Genomic DNA, 18,210 nt, shown 5'->3' with positions numbered 1-18,210 from the left:
GGTATCGACTATCGGTGCCATTCCCTTGACAGGTTCAGGATGCCAAGTCTTCGACGAGGGCGACCAGCGTGCGCATCCCGAAGCCGGAGCCGCCCTTGGACTGGTAGTGCTCGTCGTTCGGCCAGCGGCCCGGACCGGCGATGTCGAGGTGCACCCACGGCACGCCGTCGGCGACGAACTCTTTGAGGAACAGCGCCGCGTTGATCGCACCACCCCAGCGAGCTCCGATGTTCTTCATGTCGGCGACGTCCGAGTCGATGTTCTTGCGGTAGTCGTCGGGGAGCGGCATCTTCCAGAACCTCTCCCCTGCTCGTGCCGCTGCGGCGAGCACCTGCTCGGCGGCCTCGTCGTCGTTGGCCCACAGGCCACCGATCTTCTCGCCGAGCGCAACCTTGCAGGCGCCCGTCAGGGTGGCCACATCGACGATCAGGTCCGGTTCGGCTTCGCCGGCAAGCGACAGGCCGTCGGCGAGGACGAGACGGCCCTCGGCGTCGGTGTTGAGCACCTCGACGGTCTTTCCGTTGCGAGGGCGGATCACGTCGCCGGGACGCATCGCCCCGCCACCGGGCATGTTCTCCGTCAGCGGCGTGATGCCGATCACCTTGACCGGGATGCGGAGCATGGCGATCGCCTGAATCGCGCCGAACACGGCAGCGGCGCCCGACATGTCCGTCTTCATCGTCTGCATACCCTCACCGGTTTTCAACGAGAGGCCGCCGGAGTCGAACACGACCCCTTTGCCGACCAGCGCCACGAACGCCTTCGGGTCGGCGGGCTCGTAGCTGAACTCGACCAGGCGGGCGGGGTTGTGGGCGCCGAGCGACACGCCGGCAAGGCCTCCGAGACGTTCGGCCTCGATCTCGTCGGGTCCGAGGACCTTGACGGCGACCCCGACGGTTCGACCGATCTCTCGCGCCCGGTCGGCAAGGACTGCGGGGGCCTTCGCGTTGGCGGGCTCGTTGATCAGATCCCTGGTGAGGCACACCGCGTCGGCGACCACCTGTGCAGGGCCACCCGCATCGGCCGCATCCTCGGCGCCATCGCCCACGAATCTCAGCGTCTCGGTCTTGGCAGGTTTCGGCTCCGACTTGTACGTGTCGAACCGGTACTGGCCGAGAAGGAACCCTTCCACGACCGCACCGGCCGCACCGTCGAGATCGACCTGGTGCAAGGTGGTGGCGACGTCCACCGTCTTGGCGGCCTTGCGACCCAGCCAGCCGGCCGCTTTTCGGAGCGCCTCGAGGTCGACGTCCGATCCGAGACCGACGAGAAACAAGGTGTGGAACTCGAGTCGTCCGCCGGTGGGTACGGCGACGATCTCGCCGGCCTTGCCGGAGAAGTCCTGTTCGTCGAGGTACTCGTCCAGTCGTCCGCCGAGTTGTTCTGCTGCCCAGTCGGCACCGGGACCCCAGATACGGTCTTCGAACACGGGTACGGCCAGCGCCTCCCCCGATTCGGATTCGAGGGAGCCTCCTGCGGTGATGTTCACTTCTCGTCTCCTTGTTTGCTGGGTACCCACTCGGACTCGGTGGCCCGGGCGAGCACGTAGAGATAGTCGGCGAGGCGGTTGAGATACCGCAGCGCCTCTTCGAGGCCGCCCTGGCGTGCATAGGTGACACAGCGGCGTTCTGCGCGACGCACGATCGTGCGGGCGTGCTCGATCGAGGCGGGTAGCGGCGCCTGTCCCGGCACGACGAACTCGGTGGGCAGGCCGATCTCGTCGACGAGTTCGTCGATCCAGGACTCGAGACGTTCGGTCATCTCGGAAGTGGTCGCACTGGTCCCCGGCCGGAGCTTGTGCCGGTTGTCGGGCGCCGTCGCGAGCTCGGCGGCGATCACGAACAGGTCACGCTGGATGGCGAGGATTCGTTCACCCACGAGACCCTCGGCATGGGTCCTCGCGACACCGAGCGCCGCCACCGCCTCGTCGACGGTTCCGTACGCCTCCGGGGCGAGATCGTCCTTGGGGACGCGGCCGCCGTAGAACAGTCCGGTGGTGCCGTCATCGCCTTTCTTCGTGTAGATCTTCACGCCGGCGAGTGTACCTCCGCCTGGTAGGGACGGCTTTTCCACCCCCACCCCCCACGTTGAACCCAGGGCTCAGGGGGGTCACCACGACCCCTACGAGCCCAGGGTTCAGTTGAGGTGGGGTGGTCCGTTGAACCCAGGGCTCAGGGGGGTCGCCACGACCCCTACGAGCCCTGGGTTCAAGGGGGGGTTGTGCCGGCGAGCAAGGAAATCCGTAGTATATGCACCTACGTGCTGTTCCCGCGATCGGTGCGGTAGACTGCACCATGCGCCGACGTAACGACACGGAACTCGTTCTCAACGAGGTGAAACTGCTCCTCGCTGCCGCGCGGCTGCGCACAAGCGACGTCGAAGAGTTCCACGGCTACCAGATCGGCCGCTACGCCGCCGCGATCGAAGGCGAATCGTTGTTGAGCCACGGTGCCCTGTATCGGGCATTGCGTCGCCTCGAAGACCGTGGCGCCCTCGAGAGTCACTGGGAGGATCCAGATACTGCCCGGGATCAGGGGCGCGAAGGCCGTCCTCGACGCTACTATCGGATCACCAGTCACGGTATGGCCGCCGCCACCGCGGAAGTGGCACGGGCCCGACAGGCGAAGAAGCGACCGGAATGGCTCACCAGGTGGGAGCAGGGACAAACACCGGCCTGAGCGAAAAGGCATCGATATCGGTGCGCATCGCCAAACGTCTGTTCGCCATCATCTCCTGGGGACTTCCTGCAGAGGAACGACAGCGGCTTCTCGCCGAACGCTCCGCCGACCTCGATGCCCAAGCCGAGGACCCCGACCACGCCGGCGCCATCGTGTCCCGAGCCCTGCGCAGCATCCCCAGCGACCTGCGGTACCGAATCACCGCTGACAACCTCACCACCATCCCCACCGGTGCAGCGTTCGCGATCATGGGAATCGGTGCCATCATCCTGTCCCTCTCCAACGATGCGAGCACGGCCTACAACTGGGCGAATACCGCCAACGGTGTCGGACTCTTCATCGTGGCCGCCACACTCATCCACAGCCCCCGGACCCTCGCCGTGTCGACCATCCGTTACGGGACCGCAATCCTCACCGCCGGAACCACCGTCGCAGCAATCGACCTGCGACCGCCTGCCCCGGAACTGTTCGACACCGTCATCCGCGTCGCTCTCGGTCTCGCCGCTCTCGGTTTCCTCATCTTCACCCTCACCAGCCTCACCAAACATCGCAACCGGCGAGTGTTCGAACTCGCCGGAATCACCCTCTCCACCGGCGGCGTCACCCTCTTCGCCGCCGAAGCCGCCCACGCCATCGGCTACGTCACCCACAACCCCCTCCAAGCCGTCGCCACGTTCACCGTCAGCGCCGGCGCACTTCTCGCCGCCAACCTCGTCGTGCGACTCCGCCACCTCCCGATCACCTGACCCACCCAACGCGCCCCCGACCCGGAGACCTCCACAAAGCGCTCCCGACCTCGGAAACCTCCCGACCCCGGACGGCCCAAACGAACCGTGGCCGCCCCGAAGGGCGGCCACACGCTCACTCACTTCACAGGATCACGGGCCGACCAGTGCCTCGAGCTGTGTCTTCACCGCATCCGAAACCGCATTCGTCCCACCAAGAATCACAATCCGGTCCGGTGCCAGCCGGGTGATCTCGGCTTCGGTCTCGGTCGGAACCGAATCGGTCAACACCAACAACAGGGGTCCATCATCGGTGAACGCCACCGGCCCGCCCGCCAACGCATCAGGGAAGTTCAACCCGTAGGCCACATACACCATCTCCGCACCCGACGGCCACACGGCACCGGAGATCGCCGCCGCCGTCGCGAACCGAGACGCACCCGACCAGCGCTCAACCGTCGTCACTCCGGACAACGCACCCACCGCAGTCTCCACATCGGTGGAGACCGCACTCGTACCACCCAGGATCACCACGCGAGACGCACCCAACGCAACGATCGCATCCGCCGTGACCGTCGGTAGCAGTGACGTCCGCGTCAACAACAACGGAGCACCCAACTTGGCCGCGGCAGGTACCCCTGCCAACGCGTCCGGGTAATTCAGCCCGTCGGCCAACACCACCGTCGACGCTCCCGACGGAAACGCATCCGTGGCGATCGCGACCGCCGTCGCAAACCGATCCGCACCCGCAAGACGCCGCACCGTCGTCGCATACGCGGCCAACGCGGTCTCCACGGTGTCGGAGATCGCCGCGGTCCCGCCGAGAATCACGATCTCCGAAGGGGACAGCCGCGACAACTCGGTCGCCGTCTCCGTCGGAATCGAATCGGTCCGCACCAACAACATCGGCGCAGGCGTCAACCCCGCAGGCACTCCGCCGGCCAACGCGTCAGCGAACCCAAGCCCGTTGGCGACGAACACCGTCGTCGCTCCCCCGGGAAAACTGCGACGCGACACTTCCACCGCCGTGTCGAACCGGGAGATTCCCCAGAGTCTCTGCGCCGAAGGTGCACACACATTCGGCGGATAGAGCAGCCAGGGGTCATAGTCGACATCGACGCTCACCGGATCTCCGGAACCGGGCCCTTGCCCCGATGGACCGGAGTCGACTCCCCACCAGTTGAGTTCGAATATCGTGCCGACACCCGTGTTGTTCTGCGCACCCACGACGTTGCCGATGACACAGTTGTTCTCCGATGCAGACCCGAATGAGGTGGTACCGCCGAGCGCCACCCCGGCGACGCCGCTGTTGGCGATGAGGTTGTCGTGCACCGTGTACTGGCCGTCCGTCTCCAAGCTGATGCCGGTGTCGTTCGGATACACGGCAGCTCCATTTGCATCGGTCCCGACGTAGTTGCCGAAGATCGATGCCGAAGATCCCACACCGTCCACCTGAATGCCGATCGTCGAGTTGCCGACCGTGTTGCCGCTGATCACAAAACCGGTATTGGTGGCCTCGAGTCCCCGCATCGCGATGCCCACATCGGTCGCGGCGGCCGCACCACCCGGGGTGACGCCCACCGTGTTGCCGGCCACGATGTTCCCGATCCCCGGAGACGACGGGTCGCAGAGAACTCCGGTGCTCACGTTCCCGATGTAGTTGCGCTCCAGATCGTCGGCGACACCGTCACCGTTGGTCCCGAGGATGTTGTCCGTTGAAGTCTGACGGACATACAACCCTGTGCTCCCCCCGATGTTCGTGATCCCGTCGGCACCGATCCCTACGTAGTTCCCGGAGATCCGGTTGCCGTCGTTGGCGTTGACATAGACGCCGTACGCGACATTGCCGATGACGTTGCGCTCACCGACATCGCCGACGCCGTCCCCGTCGGTGCCGATGACGACTCCGCTCGCCAGCCCTTCGACGCTGATACCCATGCTGAGCTGGCCCAAACCGAGAGGACCGGTGCCTGCCGCATCGACGCCGATATGGTTGCACTGGACCTTGTGACCGGATCCGTCCGACATACGGATCGCACCGTAGAAACCCGTCGTCACGTTCGTACCGATGCTGAACCCACGAATCGTCGTGACTCCCGACGTGGCGGAGAGATAGAAGGCATCCGGCGTCAAGGACGTCGGATCGGTGATGACCTGTATCCGCATGAAGGATGGAGCGGTCTCGGTTGCGCAGACGTTGGCGTGCGTACCATCGTTCTGCGGCTGGGAGGTGGCGTCGATCATCGTCTCATCGTCCACCGTGATCGGCCCATCGACCAGGGTGATCGTGCACACGCCGCCGGGACATGACACCGCCGGGATGTCGAACAGAATGGCGTCGTACCCCGCCGATGCGTTCGCTGCGGCTATCGCGCCCCTCAGACTGCAGTCGTCGGCCGCCGTCGTGCACGCGCTGAGCGCCGCGTCGTCGACCGTCGTGTCGACCGTGTATGTCGCGGAATAGGCCACGGCGCCCGCTCTCGGCAGCGTGCCCAATCCCCGACCGCCTGATCCCCCGATAGAGAGCGGCAGAACCGCCCAAACCACTGCCACTACCAACATGAGAACGATACGCTCTCGAGTGCGCGAACCCATGATCACTCCTCGATCGTCGTTGCCTTCCGAGCCTACTCGGGCTGCCCCGTGGAGTGGAGTATCTGGCTACGAATGGCAATCTCGTGCGGGAGAAAACGAACTTCTGGACGGTATCCGATCAGGACCAGGTCATCGCCACGGTGAGACCGACCGATGGAACGCCGATGGCGCTCTCTGCCGACGTGCCGCGAGCATTCGGCCATGCGCTCGGATGGAAACATTCCGGGTGACCCTCGCCAGGTTCTCCCCATGATGGAGGGGGCCCGGCAAGCCGGACCCCCTGCCTACTGCAACGATATGCGGCTATGGGGATGGGACCAACAGCTTCACCTGAATGGAGTCGGTGCTGGATGCGCCGTACGAATCGGTCACCGTTGCGGTGATCGTGGGCTGCGAGGAATCCAACCCGAATGGGATCTCCAGCGTCGGCGAGATCGTCGACCCTGAGCCCAAGGCGCCGTCGACGTTCGACGTCCAGGTGACGGTGACCGAATCACAGTTCGCATCGTCCGTCGTCGCCGTGAACGTGACCTGCGCCCCCCACGCCGATCCCTGCCATGTGGTGACGTAGGTCGACAGGTCCGGTGGCGATGTGATCGTGACCGTCGGTGCATCGTTGTACGTCGGCATGGCCAAGATCGAGTCGATGGCCGTCTTGGTCGTGTCCGACACTGCGCTGGTTCCCCCGAGGATCAACACCTCCACCGCCCGCAGACGCCGCAGCTCATCGTACGTCGGCGTCGGCACCGAATCGGTCTTCACCAGCAACATCGGAGCGCCGTCTATGCCCGCCGGAGGTCCACCGGCCAGAGCGTCCGGGAAGTTGAGACCGGAGGCCACATACACCGTGAAATTCCCACAGGACCATTCCTTCTGGCTGATCGTCGTAGCAGTGGCGAACCGGTCGAGACCGGCCCACCGCTCGACCGATGTCACTCCGGCGAGGGCACCGACCGCAGCTTCAACACCTGCAGACACGGCAATGGTGCCACCAAGGATCACGACTCGAGACGCACCCAACGTGGTGATGGCCGTCGCGGTCACCGTCGGCAGCACGGTAGATCGGGTCAGCAGCAACGGTGCGTTGAGCTTCGTGGCAGCAGGCGAACCGGCGAGAGCGTCAGGGAAGTTGTACCCGGCGGCCAACACCACGGTGGAGGCACCGGACGGGAACGTGTCGCTCGCGATCGCAGCGGCCGTCGCGAACCGATCCGCACCCCAGAGGCGCCGCACCGTCGCCGCGTATGTCGACAGGGCCGTCTCCACGGCGCTCGACACCGTTGCGGTACCGCCGAGAATCGTGATCTCGGTGGGTCCCAGTCGGGTCAGTTCTGTGGCGGTGACTGCCGGAATCGAGTTTTGCTGCACGAGCAGAATCGGACCGTTGGCGTTCGCGGCGGCGACACCACCCGCGAGCGCGTCGGGGAACCCGCTCCCATTGGCGATGAACACGTTGGAGGCGCCGGTCGGGAAGGCGGCCTGCGAGATCGCGACCGCAGTGCCGTAGCGGTCCGTACCCGCCAACCGCGTCGTCGAAGGCGAGAGGGCACCTGCCATCGGGGCGAGCACCCCGAATACCAATGTGGCCACTACGAGCAAGACAATGTACCCTCGCTTTGAGGTTGTACCCATAACTATCCCTCCGGCTCAGCCGCCCATGTCGGCACGGTGCATGACATTGAGCATACACATATTTGTGCACTGTTCGCGGCTCCGATTTCGGCTCGTCGGCACCGGGCGGCGGCCGACTGCCGTTGCTCTCGACACTCCCTGCATATTCGAGGAAAGAGGACGCTGCGACATGGCAGCTTCCCGGTGTCACCGGCAGATGCGCAGGGCGAGTGCCAAGCGCGCGAGCACACTCACTGAGGGTGATCCCTGCCCGTCGAGAACGTAGTCGTCGCACCCGACCGGGCCGCACAGGGCGAGGCCGGGGACCTGGATCCCTACCCCAACCACTCCCGCACTCGTGAAGCGACAGCCTCGGCCGTGAAGCCCCATTTCTCGGCGATGACGGAAGCCGGCGCCGACGCGCCGAAGTGGTCGATGCCAATTCGGAGACCGCCCGAACCGGTGATCCGCTCCCAGCCGAACGTCGAGGCGGCCTCGATCGAGACGATCGGCACACCGTCGCCGAGCACCGATGTCCGGTACGCGTCATCCTGGGCGAAGAACGCCTCCCACGACGGCAGCGACACGACTCGAGCCGACACGCCCTCGCCGGCCAGCATCTCGGCGGCTCCCAACGCCACATGGACTTCCGATCCGGTCGCGACCAGGACCACGTCCTCGCCGTCGCGCAGCACATACCCGCCGCGGGCGACGCCTCCGGCGGGCCGCTCCAGCACAGGGAGCCCCTGCCGTGTCAGCACCAGTGCGGTCGGCCCGTCGGTCCGGTTGACGGCCAGCTCCAACGCCTCGACCGTCTCGGTCGCGTCCGCGGGGCGCAGCACCCACAGGTTGGGCATGGCCCGCAGCGACGCGAGGTGCTCGATCGGCTGGTGGGTCGGCCCATCCTCACCGAGGAACACCGAGTCGTGCGTCCAGATGAAGATGCTCCCGGCTTCCATGAGCGCGGCAAGGCGCACCGCCGGTCGCATATAGTCGCTGAACACGAAGAACGTCGCCCCGTACGGCCGCAGACCGCCGTGTACGGCCAGCCCGTTGGTGATCGCGCCCATCGCATGCTCACGAATCCCGAAGTGGATGTTGCGACCCGCCCGATCCTCCTTCGAGAAGCTTCCGGAAAACGAGATCTCGGTCTTGGTCGATGCGACCAGGTCGGCGGCGCCGCCGATGAAACCGGGAACCTTCTCGGCGATCTGGTCGAACACCGTGCCCGCGGCGGCCCGGGTGGCGATCTTGCCTTCGAACTCGGGTGCCTCCAACCGAACCGGCGCGCCACCGAAGTAGCCCGCCCAGCGTCCACTCGTCACGGCATCGATACTCTCGAACCGCTCTTCCCACGCCTTGTGCACGGCACGGCCCCGGTCCATCGCCTTGGAGAAGAACTCGTACACACCGTCCGGCACGTAGAACGGCTCGTCGGGCGGGAACCCCATCAGCTCCTTGGTTGCACGAAGCTCCTCCTCGCCCAGCGGCGATCCGTGCACTCCCGGTGTGTCGTGCTTGGTGGGCGCACCGTTGCCGATATGCGTGCGGGCGATGATCAACGAGGGCCGATCGGCGACGACGAGTGCCTCACGGGTCGCTTCCTCGATCGCGACCCGGTCATGACCGTCCACGGAGACCGTGTGCCATCCCACGGCGGCGAACCGGGCGGGAATGTCCTCGGTGAAGGTGATCGACGTGTTCCCGTCGATGGTGATGTGATTGTTGTCGTAGTAGTAGATGAGCCTGCCGAGTCCCAGATGGCCGGCGAGCGACGCCGCCTCCGAGGAGATGCCTTCCATGAGGTCACCGTCCGAGACGAACCCCCAGGTGCGATGGTTCACGAGCTCGGGGCCGAAGACCGCCCGCAGGTGCTCCTCGGCGATCGCCATGCCGACCGCGGTGGCGAATCCCTGACCGAGTGGACCGGTGGTCATCTCGATCCCTCTCGCGTGACTGATCTCGGGATGCCCCGCCGTGTGGGACCCCCACTGGCGGAACTGTCGCAGATCCTCCATCGTGACCGGGAAACCACTGAGATGCAGCAATGAGTAGAGCAGCATCGATGCGTGGCCGTTGGAGAGCACGAACCGGTCGCGATCCGGCCACATCGGATCGTCGGGATCGACGTTCAGGAACTTGGTCCAGAGCACCGTGGCGATGTCGGCCATGCCCATCGGGGCCCCGGGATGACCCGAGTTGGCCTTCTGGATGGCGTCGATGGCGAGGCCTTTGATCGTGTCGACGGCAAGTTGCTCGGTGGTCATGAATACTCCTGATCCGTTGGCGGCAAGGGTAGCGACGTCCGGGCCAAGCACTCCGCCCATAACGATGCCTCACGAAGGCCGGATTCACCTACACTCCCACCACCGACATACCACAGGAAGCGCGCATGACCGACCATCTGATCAAACCGCACGGCGGCGAACTCGTCGACCTGCTCGTCGACGAGGCCCGAGCTGCCGAACTCAAAGAGGCGTCCCGTGACTGGCCGTCATGGGATCTGACCGATCGCCAGGTTCACGACCTCGAACTGTTGCTGACCGGAGGGTTCTCACCGCTGCGGGGATTCATGGCCCGCGACGACTACGAACCGGTTCTGGAAACGATGCGGCTCGCAGACGGGACCCTGTGGCCGATACCGATCACCCTGGATGTCACCGAATCCTTCGCAGAGGGCCTCGAGACCGGTGGAAAGATCGCCCTTCGGGATTCCGAAGGCGTCATGCTCGCCGCACTCACGGTCTCGGATGTGTGGACACCCGACAAGCACCGTGAAGCGGAGGCGGTCTTCGGCACGGCCAATCCGGAGCATCCGGCCGTCGGCTACCTGTTCGATGCCGCCAACCCGGTCTACGTGGGCGGGACGCTCGAGGGTGTGCAGCGACCGGTCCACTACGACTTCCGTCAGCTTCGACTGACCCCCGCCGAGGTGCGGACCCGGTTCGCCAAGTTGGGCTGGCGCACGGTCGTGGCGTTTCAGACACGCAACCCGATGCATCGCGCCCACGTCGAGCTGACTCGCCGTGCAGCGACGGAAGTCGGGGCGAACCTGCTGATCCACCCCGTCGTCGGCATGACCAAGCCCGGTGACGTCGACCACTACACACGGGTGCGTGCCTATCAGGCGGTGCTCAACCGCTACCCCCGCCAGACGGCGATGCTGTCCCTGTTGCCGTTGGCGATGCGGATGGGTGGACCTCGCGAGGCACTGTGGCACGCCATCATCCGCAAGAACTACGGCGTGACCCATTTCATCGTCGGTCGGGATCACGCCGGCCCGGGTTCGGACTCGTCGGGAACTCCGTTCTACGGACCGTACGACGCCCAGGATCTCCTCAGAGAGCACGAGGCGGAGCTTGGCGTCGCGATGGTGCCGTTCAAACTGATGGTGTACCTCGAAGACCAGGACACCTATCTGCCGATCGACGAGGTCCCCGAGGGCGCCCGCACACTCAGCATCTCCGGAACCGAGCTTCGTGAACGCCTCGCCGAGGGTCGCGAGATCCCCGAATGGTTCACCTATCCGGAAGTTGTGACCGAGCTGCGCCGTACCCACCCGCCACGCTCCAAACAGGGTTTCACCGTGTTCTTCACGGGCCTGTCGGGATCCGGCAAGTCGACGGTCGCAAACGCGTTGCTGGTGAAGCTGTCCGAGATCGGTGGCCGTCCCATCACACTGCTCGATGGCGACATCGTGCGAAAGAACCTGTCGTCGGAACTCGGCTTCTCCAAGGAGCATCGCGACATCAACATCCGCCGGATCGGGTTCGTCGCATCGGAGATCACCAAGCATCGCGGCATCGCGATCTGCGCGCCGATCGCCCCGTACGAGGAGATCCGTCAAGAGAACCGCGCGGCCATCTCCGCGTACGGTGGGTACGTGCTCGTTTACCTCAGCACACCGCTCGAGGTGTGCGAGCAGCGTGACCGCAAGGGCCTGTACGCCAAGGCCCGAGCCGGGATCATCAAGGAGTTCACCGGCATCTCGGATCCGTATGAGGAGCCGCAGAATGCCGACGTGGTGATCGACACCAGCACGATGAGCCCTGAGGAGGCTGCAAACCAGATCATCATCGAGCTGGAGAAGCTCGGCTATGTGGATGTCAACGGGGACCGGTGAGCCCCCCGTTTCCTCCCCCGGGAGGCCCCTCCAGGGCCGACGTCGGGGAGGCGCCCTCGAACCTCTTGCCAGGGACAGAGGGGGTCTTGGGGGCTTTGGCCAGGGACGCAGGGGGTCCGAGTGACACCCGCGGAGCCGGCTGAATGAACTGGCAGGCGTGGTTCACCCTCGGAATCGTCGTCGCCGTCGTCGTGGTGTTGGTGCGCGACATGCTGCCTCCTGCCGCGGCGATCGGCTCCGGCACGGTGGCGCTGCTCACCGCAGGGATCGTCAGCCCGGCCGAGGCGCTCTCCGGGTTCGCCAACCCCGCCCCCGCAACGATCGCCGCCCTCTACATCGTCGCCGCCGCAGTCGCCAAGACCGGTGTGTTGGCACCGCTCGTCCGCACCGTCCTTGGCGACGGCGACCGTCCGAGCGCCGCCCTCGCCCGGCTCACCGTGCCCACAACCGCGGCGTCGTCGATCCTGAACAACACGCCGATCGTTGCGATGCTCGCCCCCCAGATCGAACGGTGGGCGGAAGGACGCGGCCAGTCACCGTCGAGGTACCTGATGCCATTGTCGTTCGCCGCGATCCTCGGTGGGGTCGTCACCTTGATGGGCACCGCCACCAACATCGTCGTCTCCGGCCTGCTCGAAGCCGACGGGTACGCTCCGCTCGGCTTCTTCGAGATCACCAAGATCGGCCTGCCTGTGGCCGTCGTCGGGATCGCCCTGATCGTCCTCCTCGCTCCGAAGCTGCTGCCGGACCGGCGGTCCCCCGCCGCCGCCGACGACGAGGAGTTCCGCCAGTTCAACATCACGATGCAGGTGCTCGCCGACCTCGACGGTCTCACCGTCGAGGCAGCCGGCCTACGGCATCTGCGCGGCGTGTTCCTCGCCCAGCTCGAGCGGGCCGGCAAGCTGGTCACACCGGTCGGACGCGACACGATGCTGCACACCGGTGATGTACTCCGGTTCGTCGGCAGGGTCGATCAGGTCGTCGACCTGATTGCCGTCCCGGGGTTGGCATCCACGGAGCATCATCAGATGACTCGACTCGACGCAACCGACGTCGCCCACTACGAGGCCGTCATCGGCACGTCGTCGCCGCTCGTCGGCACGACGTTGCGGTCGGCCGAGTTCCGGGGCCGCTACCAGGCGGTCGTCACGGCGATCCACCGGGCAGGACAACGCATCGATGCGAAACTCGGCGACGTCGTGCTGCGACCCGGTGACACGCTGCTGGTCGTCGCCGACCACGACTGGGGCCGCCGGTGGCGGGAACGTCCGGACTTCGCGTTGATCGCACGGCTGGACGCCGCCCCGCCCGTCGCCGGGCGCCGGGCTCCGCTCACCGGCCTGATCGTCGCAGCGATGGTCGCCGCGGCGGCCACCGGCCTCGTACCACTCGTCACCGCGGCGTTGCTCGGGGCCGCGGCTCTGGTGGCGCTACGGATCGTCACCACGGCCGAGGCGCGCACCGCCGTCGACCTGGATGTCATCATCACGATCGCCGCCGCGTTCGGTATCGCCGCGGGGATGCAGACGTCCGGGCTGGCCGACACCGCCGCAACCTGGATGATTGGCACGTTCGGCGGGCTCGGGCCGGTCGGTGCACTCGCCGGCGTCATCATTGCGACCGTGATCCTCAAGGAGCTCGTGACGAACAACGCCGCCGCCCTGTTGATCCTCCCTGTGGCGCTGGCCACCGCCACAGGACTCGGGTTGAACCCCCGGGCGTTCGCCCTCGGTGTCGCCGTCGCCGCCGCGACACCGTTCCTCACCCCGATCGGGTATCAGACGAACCTGATGGTGTACGGGCCGGGCGGATACCGGTTCAGCGACTATCTGCGCCTGGGTGTGCCACTCACCGTCGTCGTCGTGGCGATGCTGCTCGTCGGGATCCCTATCCTCTGGCCTCTATGAGGCACGACCTTGCCCGTATCGAGACGGCGTTGCGCCGCGCCGGGGAGACCCTCGACGCGTTCACTGCCGGAGCGATCGAGTCTGTCCTCAAAGAAGGTGGTGACCCGGTCACCGCAGCGGATCTCGCCGTCAACGAAGTGCTCGCAGGCATCCTCCCCGAGCAGGATGACGGCTGGCTGTCCGAAGAGACCGCAGACGACCCGTCGCGCCTGGCCTGTCGACGGGTCTGGGTCGTCGATCCTGTCGACGGGACGAGGGAGTTCATCGCCGGCATCCCGGAGTGGTGCGTCTCGATCGGCCTCGTCGAAGATGGCGTCCCGGTCGCCGGTGGAATCTATGCACCGACAAGTGACCGGCTGATCCTCGGCGCCGTCGGTGAGGGTGTGACCCTCAACGGAGAACCGGCATGTATCTCTCCGGTCACCGACGTGCGCGGGGCGCTGGTGCTGGCTTCGCGCAGCGAGACGAAACGGGGCGACTGGGAGCGGTTCTACGCAACCCCGGTCTCGGTGCGCAACCTCGGGTCGGTCGCCTACAAGCTCGGCCTCGTCGCCGCGGGGCTGGCCGACGCCACCTGGACGCTGGTGCCCAAGAACGAATGGGACGTCGCCGCCGGTGCGGCACTCGTCACGGCCGCCGGCGGTGTCGTGTTCGGCATCGACGGCGAACCGGTGCGGTTCAATCGGCCGGACCCGTTGCTGTCCGGCTTCGTGGCAACCGCACCGGGTATCGAAGGCGCCGTTCGCACGCTGCTCGGGATCTAGAGCCTCCCCCCTGTTCTTGCGTCAGAACGCCGCGCGTATATGGCAGGCAACTCACACAAGAACGGGAAAGGAGTGGCTCAGCGCACCGTGACGAGATCTCGCGACGATCGGTTCAGGCGCTCCACACCGTCGTCGGTCACGGTGACGATGTCTTCGATACGCATCCCGAAGCGGCCCGGCAGGTAGATGCCCGGTTCGACCGAGAACGTGATCCCCGGCGCCAGCACCGTGTCGTTACCTTCGACGATGTAGGGGTGCTCGTGCACGTCGAGGCCGATTCCGTGGCCGGTCCGATGGATGAAGAACTCTCCGTACCCGCCGTCGGTGATGACACCTCGGGCGACCGCATCGATGGACTCGGCGGTCACACCGGTTCGAACGGCTTCCACGGCCGCAGCCTGCGCTCGGCGCAGCACCGCGAACGGCTCGGCGAACCCTTCGGGGGCCTCGCCGACGACGAACATCCTGGTCGTGTCCGAGTAGTACCCGCCGAGGACCCCGCCGAAGTCACACACGACGGCATCGCCGATGCCGATCACCCGATCCGACCCCTCGTGATGTGGCGACGCCCCGTTCGGTCCCGACCCGACGATCGCGAAGTCGACCCTCTCGTGGCCTTCTTCGAGCAGCATGTCGGCGATCGTCCGGGACAGCTCCCGTTCGGTCTTCCCGGAGAACCGGACGTCGGCGAGACGGACCGCCACCCGGTCCGCGGCGGCACCGGCCCGGCGCAGCAGGTCGATCTCCGCAGCGTCCTTGTGCATCCGCAGTTCCGCGGTGAGGGACGATGCCTGGACGAAAACGGCCTGCGAGAGGTGCTCCTGGAGTTGCAGCAGAAACGTCGACCACGTCTGGTCACCGATCGCGACCCGACGAGCGCCCGACACCAGGTCTGCGACCATACGCACCGGGTTCTCGGTCTCACCCCACGGGCGAACCTCGAACACGTCCGGCTTCTCGACGACGCGCGGCGCCTCCAGCTCGGGCACGACAAGTGCTGCCGGCCCCGCAACGGGAAGCACGAACATCGTGAGCCGTTCCAACGGCATCGCCGAGTATCCGGTGAAATACGGCAGATCCGCACCGAGCGAAAGCAGCATCGCATCCAGGCCACGATCTGCCATCAGCGTCCTGGCGGCCCGGATCCTGGCTGCGTAGTCCATCATGACACGCCGACCCGGGTGCCGGCTCTCGCGGCTTCGATCGCCTCGCGGGCGTGGTAGCTCGAACGCACCAGCGGTCCGGCCTCGACATGGGCCAGCCCGAGCTTCTCGCCGTAGTCCATGTACTCGGCGAACTCGTCCGGATGAACGTACCGGTGGATCGGACGATGTTTCGCACTCGGACGCAGGTACTGGCCGATCGTGACGATGTCCACGCCGACGGCCCTCAGGTCGGCGAGCGCACCCAGGACCTCGTCCTTCGTCTCGCCCATCCCGACGATGAGTCCCGACTTGACCGAACCGTTCGGGTTCAGCCATTTGGCCCGCGCCAGCAGGGCGAGTGACCTTCCGTAGTTGGCTGCGGTCCGGACGTCTCTCTGGAGGCGCAGCACCGTCTCGGTGTTGTGGTTCAGAACGGCCGGTCCGGCGTCCATCACCGTCTGCAGATCCTTCTTGGAGCCCTTGAAGTCGGGGATCAGCACTTCGACGTCGCATTCGGGAACCCGCCGGTGCACGGCCTCGATGGTTTGGGCGAAGATGCCCGAGCCACCGTCTTCGAGATCGTCACGGTTCACCGACGTGATCACCGCATGGCGCAACTCCATCCGTTCGATCGCCTCTGCGGCACGTTCGGGTTCGTCGAGGTCGAGTTCGACCGGCTTGCCGGTTGCGACATCGCAGAAACTGCACGCGCGGGTGCATCGGTCGCCGAGGATCATCAGTGTCGACGTCCCCGATTCCCAGCACTCGAAGATGTTCGGACAGCCGGCGTCCTCACAGACAGTGTTGAGATCCAGATCACGCATCATCGACTTCAGCGCGACGTACTCGGCGCCCATGTGGGCCTTCACCCGCATCCAGTCCGGGCGTTCGGGCTCACCGGGGAGGCGCCCGCCCTTGAGCGTGATCGGTGCGGTCTCGTGCCGGTCCGGCGAGAACGTTCCCGAGGCGAGCAACCGATCCACCTCGAAGGTTCGGGCACGGCCCTGGCCCCGTGTGAATGCACCGAGCTGTGTCTCGCTATTCGCATACCCGAAGGCCTCGACGAAACGCGGGATGAGGTGCTCGACCACTTCTTCGAGGGAGATGTCGGTCCCGAGCAATGCCTGCATCGAGACGACGGCACGGTCGGTGATGCCACACGGGTTGATGTGGCCGAAGTACGACATGTCGGTGTTCACATTCACGGCGAACCCGTGCATCGTGACGCCCTGGGCGACCCTGATGCCGATCGCGGCGACCTTGCCTTTGGCGGTCCAGACTCCCGTGAAGTCACGTTCGGTCCACGATTCGATCCCGAAGTCGGCGAGCGTGGACATCAGCGCGGCTTCGAGGCCGTGCACGTACGCGGAGACCCGCTTCGTGTCGTCCAGTGCGACGATCGGATAGCCGACGAGCTGGCCGGGACCGTGGTAGGTGATGTCGCCACCCCGGTCGATGTCGAACACCTCGGCGTTCAGCTGGGCGAGGCGCTCGTTCGACACCAGCAGGTTGGCCCGGTCGCCGTGGCGCCCGATCGTGTAGACGTGGGGATGTTCGAGCAACAGCAGATAGTCGTCGACGGTTCGGCCGGTCGTGCGACCCTCCCATATGGCCTTCTGCAGGTCCCACGCCTCGGCGTATGGGAGCCGCCCCAGCCAGCGGGTTCGCAGACCGGTGTCAGGTGTCATGGCTGACACCGAGTACGAAGTGCCAAGTACCAGGTATTTCGTATCGCTCCTCCGCCGGCCATGGCACCACCCCCATCGGCCGCGCCTCGTTCCTCGCCTCGGCCACTTCCCCCTGAGGGGGAAGGAAGATGTGGCTCACGACAACTCCTGCTGCCAGTCCCAACTCTGCAGGTTCTCCTTGATCCGGTTGAGGAACTGCACGGCGATCACGCCGTCGAACGCTCGGTGATCCCACGTGAGCCCCAGGTATCCGATCGGGTGAATGGCGATCATGTCCTGGCCTTCGGCCGAGGTGATCACCGTCGGGCGCTTCACGATCGTCTCGGTCGACAGGATCCCGACATTCGGCTGCGGCAGGATGGGCACGGACATGAAGGACCCGTACGGACCGGGGTTGGTGATGCTGAACGTGAAGCCGGCCACGTCGTCGGGCTCCAGTCTTCCAGAGCGCGCCTTGTCGGCAAGATCTCGGATTCCGCGGGCCAGGCCGACCAGCCGCAGCCCATCGGCATCCTTCAGCGACGTGACGATGAGGCCCTTGCCCTCGACGTTGACGGCGATGCCGAGATTGATCGTGTTGTGGAACACGGCTTTCTTCTGTTCCAGGTAGAACGAGGAGTTGACGACAGGGAACGCCTTGAGCGCGTCGACGGTCGCCCTGGCGATGAACGGCAGGTAGGTGAGCGAGAAACCTTCCTGTTCTTTGAACCCGGCACGGTGGCGGCTGCGCACACGTTCGACCGACTCATAGTCGACCTCGACCGATGTCCACACGTGCGCGGCGGTCCGTTTGGCTCGGATCATGTTCTCGGCGATACGAACCCGGACACGGGTCAGATCGCGCACCTCGTCGCCGGGAAGGGTGGGCACATCCGCCGCTGCCGCCGGAGCGACCCGAGCTGCGACCGGCTCGGGCGCGGGTTTGGGCGCGGGGACCGGTTCGGACGCGGGTTCGGGGGCGGGAGCGGGTTCGG

At 66.0% G+C, this 18,210-nt stretch carries 14 protein-coding genes; 6 read left to right on the top strand and 8 right to left on the bottom strand.

The window, feature by feature from the left end; all coding sequences use genetic code 11:
* Window positions 1-34: 34 nt before the first annotated feature.
* Window positions 35-1,489: a leucyl aminopeptidase gene (locus tag GXP34_13410; protein ID NOY56963.1), complete on the bottom strand. Its 1,455-nt coding sequence runs from the start codon at window positions 1,487-1,489 to the stop codon at window positions 35-37.
* The gene (locus tag GXP34_13405; protein ID NOY56962.1) at window positions 1,486-2,031 is read right to left on the bottom strand and encodes a cob(I)yrinic acid a,c-diamide adenosyltransferase; all 546 of its coding nucleotides are present in this window, start codon (window positions 2,029-2,031) and stop codon (window positions 1,486-1,488) included. The genes GXP34_13410 and GXP34_13405 overlap by 4 nt, the downstream gene beginning before the upstream one ends.
* Window positions 2,032-2,294: 263 nt before the next feature.
* Here GXP34_13405 and GXP34_13400 point away from each other — a divergent pair, with 263 nt between their 5' ends.
* Entirely contained in the window at window positions 2,295-2,678 is a 384-nt protein-coding gene (locus tag GXP34_13400) for a hypothetical protein (protein NOY56961.1), read from the top strand.
* Window positions 2,639-3,424, top strand: a complete 786-nt coding sequence (locus tag GXP34_13395) for a hypothetical protein (GenBank protein ID NOY56960.1) — start codon at window positions 2,639-2,641, stop codon at window positions 3,422-3,424. The genes GXP34_13400 and GXP34_13395 overlap by 40 nt, the downstream gene beginning before the upstream one ends.
* 132 nt (window positions 3,425-3,556) lie before the next feature.
* Here GXP34_13395 and GXP34_13390 read toward each other — a convergent pair whose 3' ends face one another.
* Window positions 3,557-5,998 (bottom strand): hypothetical protein, encoded by a 2,442-nt coding sequence (locus GXP34_13390; protein ID NOY56959.1) that lies wholly within the window; start codon window positions 5,996-5,998, stop codon window positions 3,557-3,559.
* Window positions 5,999-6,081: 83 nt separating this feature from the next.
* Between GXP34_13390 and GXP34_13385 the strand changes: the two genes are divergently transcribed.
* Window positions 6,082-6,228 (top strand): hypothetical protein, encoded by a 147-nt coding sequence (locus GXP34_13385; GenBank protein ID NOY56958.1) that lies wholly within the window; start codon window positions 6,082-6,084, stop codon window positions 6,226-6,228.
* 73 nt (window positions 6,229-6,301) lie between these two features.
* On the opposite strand, the gene GXP34_13380 is transcribed toward GXP34_13385, so the two are convergent.
* Both GXP34_13380 and tkt read right to left on the bottom strand, forming a co-directional pair.
* The gene (locus GXP34_13380; protein NOY56957.1) at window positions 6,302-7,630 is read right to left on the bottom strand and encodes a cell wall-binding repeat-containing protein; all 1,329 of its coding nucleotides are present in this window, start codon (window positions 7,628-7,630) and stop codon (window positions 6,302-6,304) included.
* A 314-nt stretch (window positions 7,631-7,944) separates the two neighbouring features.
* Entirely contained in the window at window positions 7,945-9,876 is a 1,932-nt protein-coding gene (tkt, locus tag GXP34_13375; protein NOY56956.1) for a transketolase, read from the bottom strand.
* A 125-nt stretch (window positions 9,877-10,001) separates the two neighbouring features.
* Here tkt and GXP34_13370 point away from each other — a divergent pair, with 125 nt between their 5' ends.
* The 3 genes from GXP34_13370 (at window position 10,002) to GXP34_13360 (ending at window position 14,403) form a co-directional block, all read left to right on the top strand.
* On the top strand, window positions 10,002-11,732 hold the full coding sequence (locus tag GXP34_13370; GenBank protein NOY56955.1) for a bifunctional sulfate adenylyltransferase/adenylylsulfate kinase: 1,731 nt from the start codon (window positions 10,002-10,004) through the stop codon (window positions 11,730-11,732).
* A 143-nt stretch (window positions 11,733-11,875) separates the two neighbouring features.
* Window positions 11,876-13,639 (top strand): SLC13 family permease, encoded by a 1,764-nt coding sequence (locus GXP34_13365; GenBank protein NOY56954.1) that lies wholly within the window; start codon window positions 11,876-11,878, stop codon window positions 13,637-13,639.
* The gene (locus GXP34_13360; protein NOY56953.1) at window positions 13,636-14,403 is read left to right on the top strand and encodes a 3'(2'),5'-bisphosphate nucleotidase CysQ; all 768 of its coding nucleotides are present in this window, start codon (window positions 13,636-13,638) and stop codon (window positions 14,401-14,403) included. Before GXP34_13365 ends, GXP34_13360 begins: the two co-directional genes overlap by 4 nt.
* 77 nt (window positions 14,404-14,480) lie before the next feature.
* On the opposite strand, the gene GXP34_13355 is transcribed toward GXP34_13360, so the two are convergent.
* From GXP34_13355 to GXP34_13345, 3 genes are all read right to left on the bottom strand, one after another.
* Window positions 14,481-15,566, bottom strand: a complete 1,086-nt coding sequence (locus tag GXP34_13355; protein NOY56952.1) for an aminopeptidase P family protein — start codon at window positions 15,564-15,566, stop codon at window positions 14,481-14,483.
* Window positions 15,566-17,236 carry a lipoyl synthase gene (gene lipA / locus GXP34_13350; GenBank protein NOY56951.1) on the bottom strand — a complete coding sequence of 557 codons (1,671 nt, stop codon included), beginning with the start codon at window positions 17,234-17,236 and terminating at the stop codon, window positions 15,566-15,568. Before lipA ends, GXP34_13355 begins: the two co-directional genes overlap by 1 nt.
* A gap of 135 nt (window positions 17,237-17,371) precedes the next feature.
* A partial coding sequence (locus GXP34_13345; GenBank protein NOY56950.1) for a 2-oxo acid dehydrogenase subunit E2 occupies window positions 17,372-18,210 on the bottom strand: 839 nt, incomplete at its 5' end.

The organism is Actinomycetota bacterium, assembly GCA_013152275.1.
Classification (GTDB): Bacteria; Actinomycetota; Acidimicrobiia; order Spongiisociales; family UBA4744; genus BMS3Bbin01.
This window is presented reverse-complemented; position numbering and strand designations above follow the sequence as displayed.

What these genes read in the sequence shown, in the direction of transcription:
- GXP34_13400 (NOY56961.1), top strand. Translation starts at nt 2,295, where the DNA reads ATGCGCCGACGTAACGACACGGAACTCGTTCTCAACGAGGTGAAACTG.
- GXP34_13395 (NOY56960.1), top strand. Translation starts at nt 2,639, where the DNA reads ATGGCTCACCAGGTGGGAGCAGGGACAAACACCGGCCTGAGCGAAAAG.
- GXP34_13390 (NOY56959.1), bottom strand. Translation starts at nt 5,998, where the DNA reads ATGGGTTCGCGCACTCGAGAGCGTATCGTTCTCATGTTGGTAGTGGCA.
- GXP34_13380 (NOY56957.1), bottom strand. Translation starts at nt 7,630, where the DNA reads ATGGGTACAACCTCAAAGCGAGGGTACATTGTCTTGCTCGTAGTGGCC.
- tkt (NOY56956.1), bottom strand. Translation starts at nt 9,876, where the DNA reads ATGACCACCGAGCAACTTGCCGTCGACACGATCAAAGGCCTCGCCATC.
- GXP34_13370 (NOY56955.1), top strand. Translation starts at nt 10,002, where the DNA reads ATGACCGACCATCTGATCAAACCGCACGGCGGCGAACTCGTCGACCTG.
- GXP34_13365 (NOY56954.1), top strand. Translation starts at nt 11,876, where the DNA reads ATGAACTGGCAGGCGTGGTTCACCCTCGGAATCGTCGTCGCCGTCGTC.
- GXP34_13360 (NOY56953.1), top strand. Translation starts at nt 13,636, where the DNA reads ATGAGGCACGACCTTGCCCGTATCGAGACGGCGTTGCGCCGCGCCGGG.
- GXP34_13355 (NOY56952.1), bottom strand. Translation starts at nt 15,566, where the DNA reads ATGGACTACGCAGCCAGGATCCGGGCCGCCAGGACGCTGATGGCAGAT.
- lipA (NOY56951.1), bottom strand. Translation starts at nt 17,236, where the DNA reads ATGACACCTGACACCGGTCTGCGAACCCGCTGGCTGGGGCGGCTCCCA.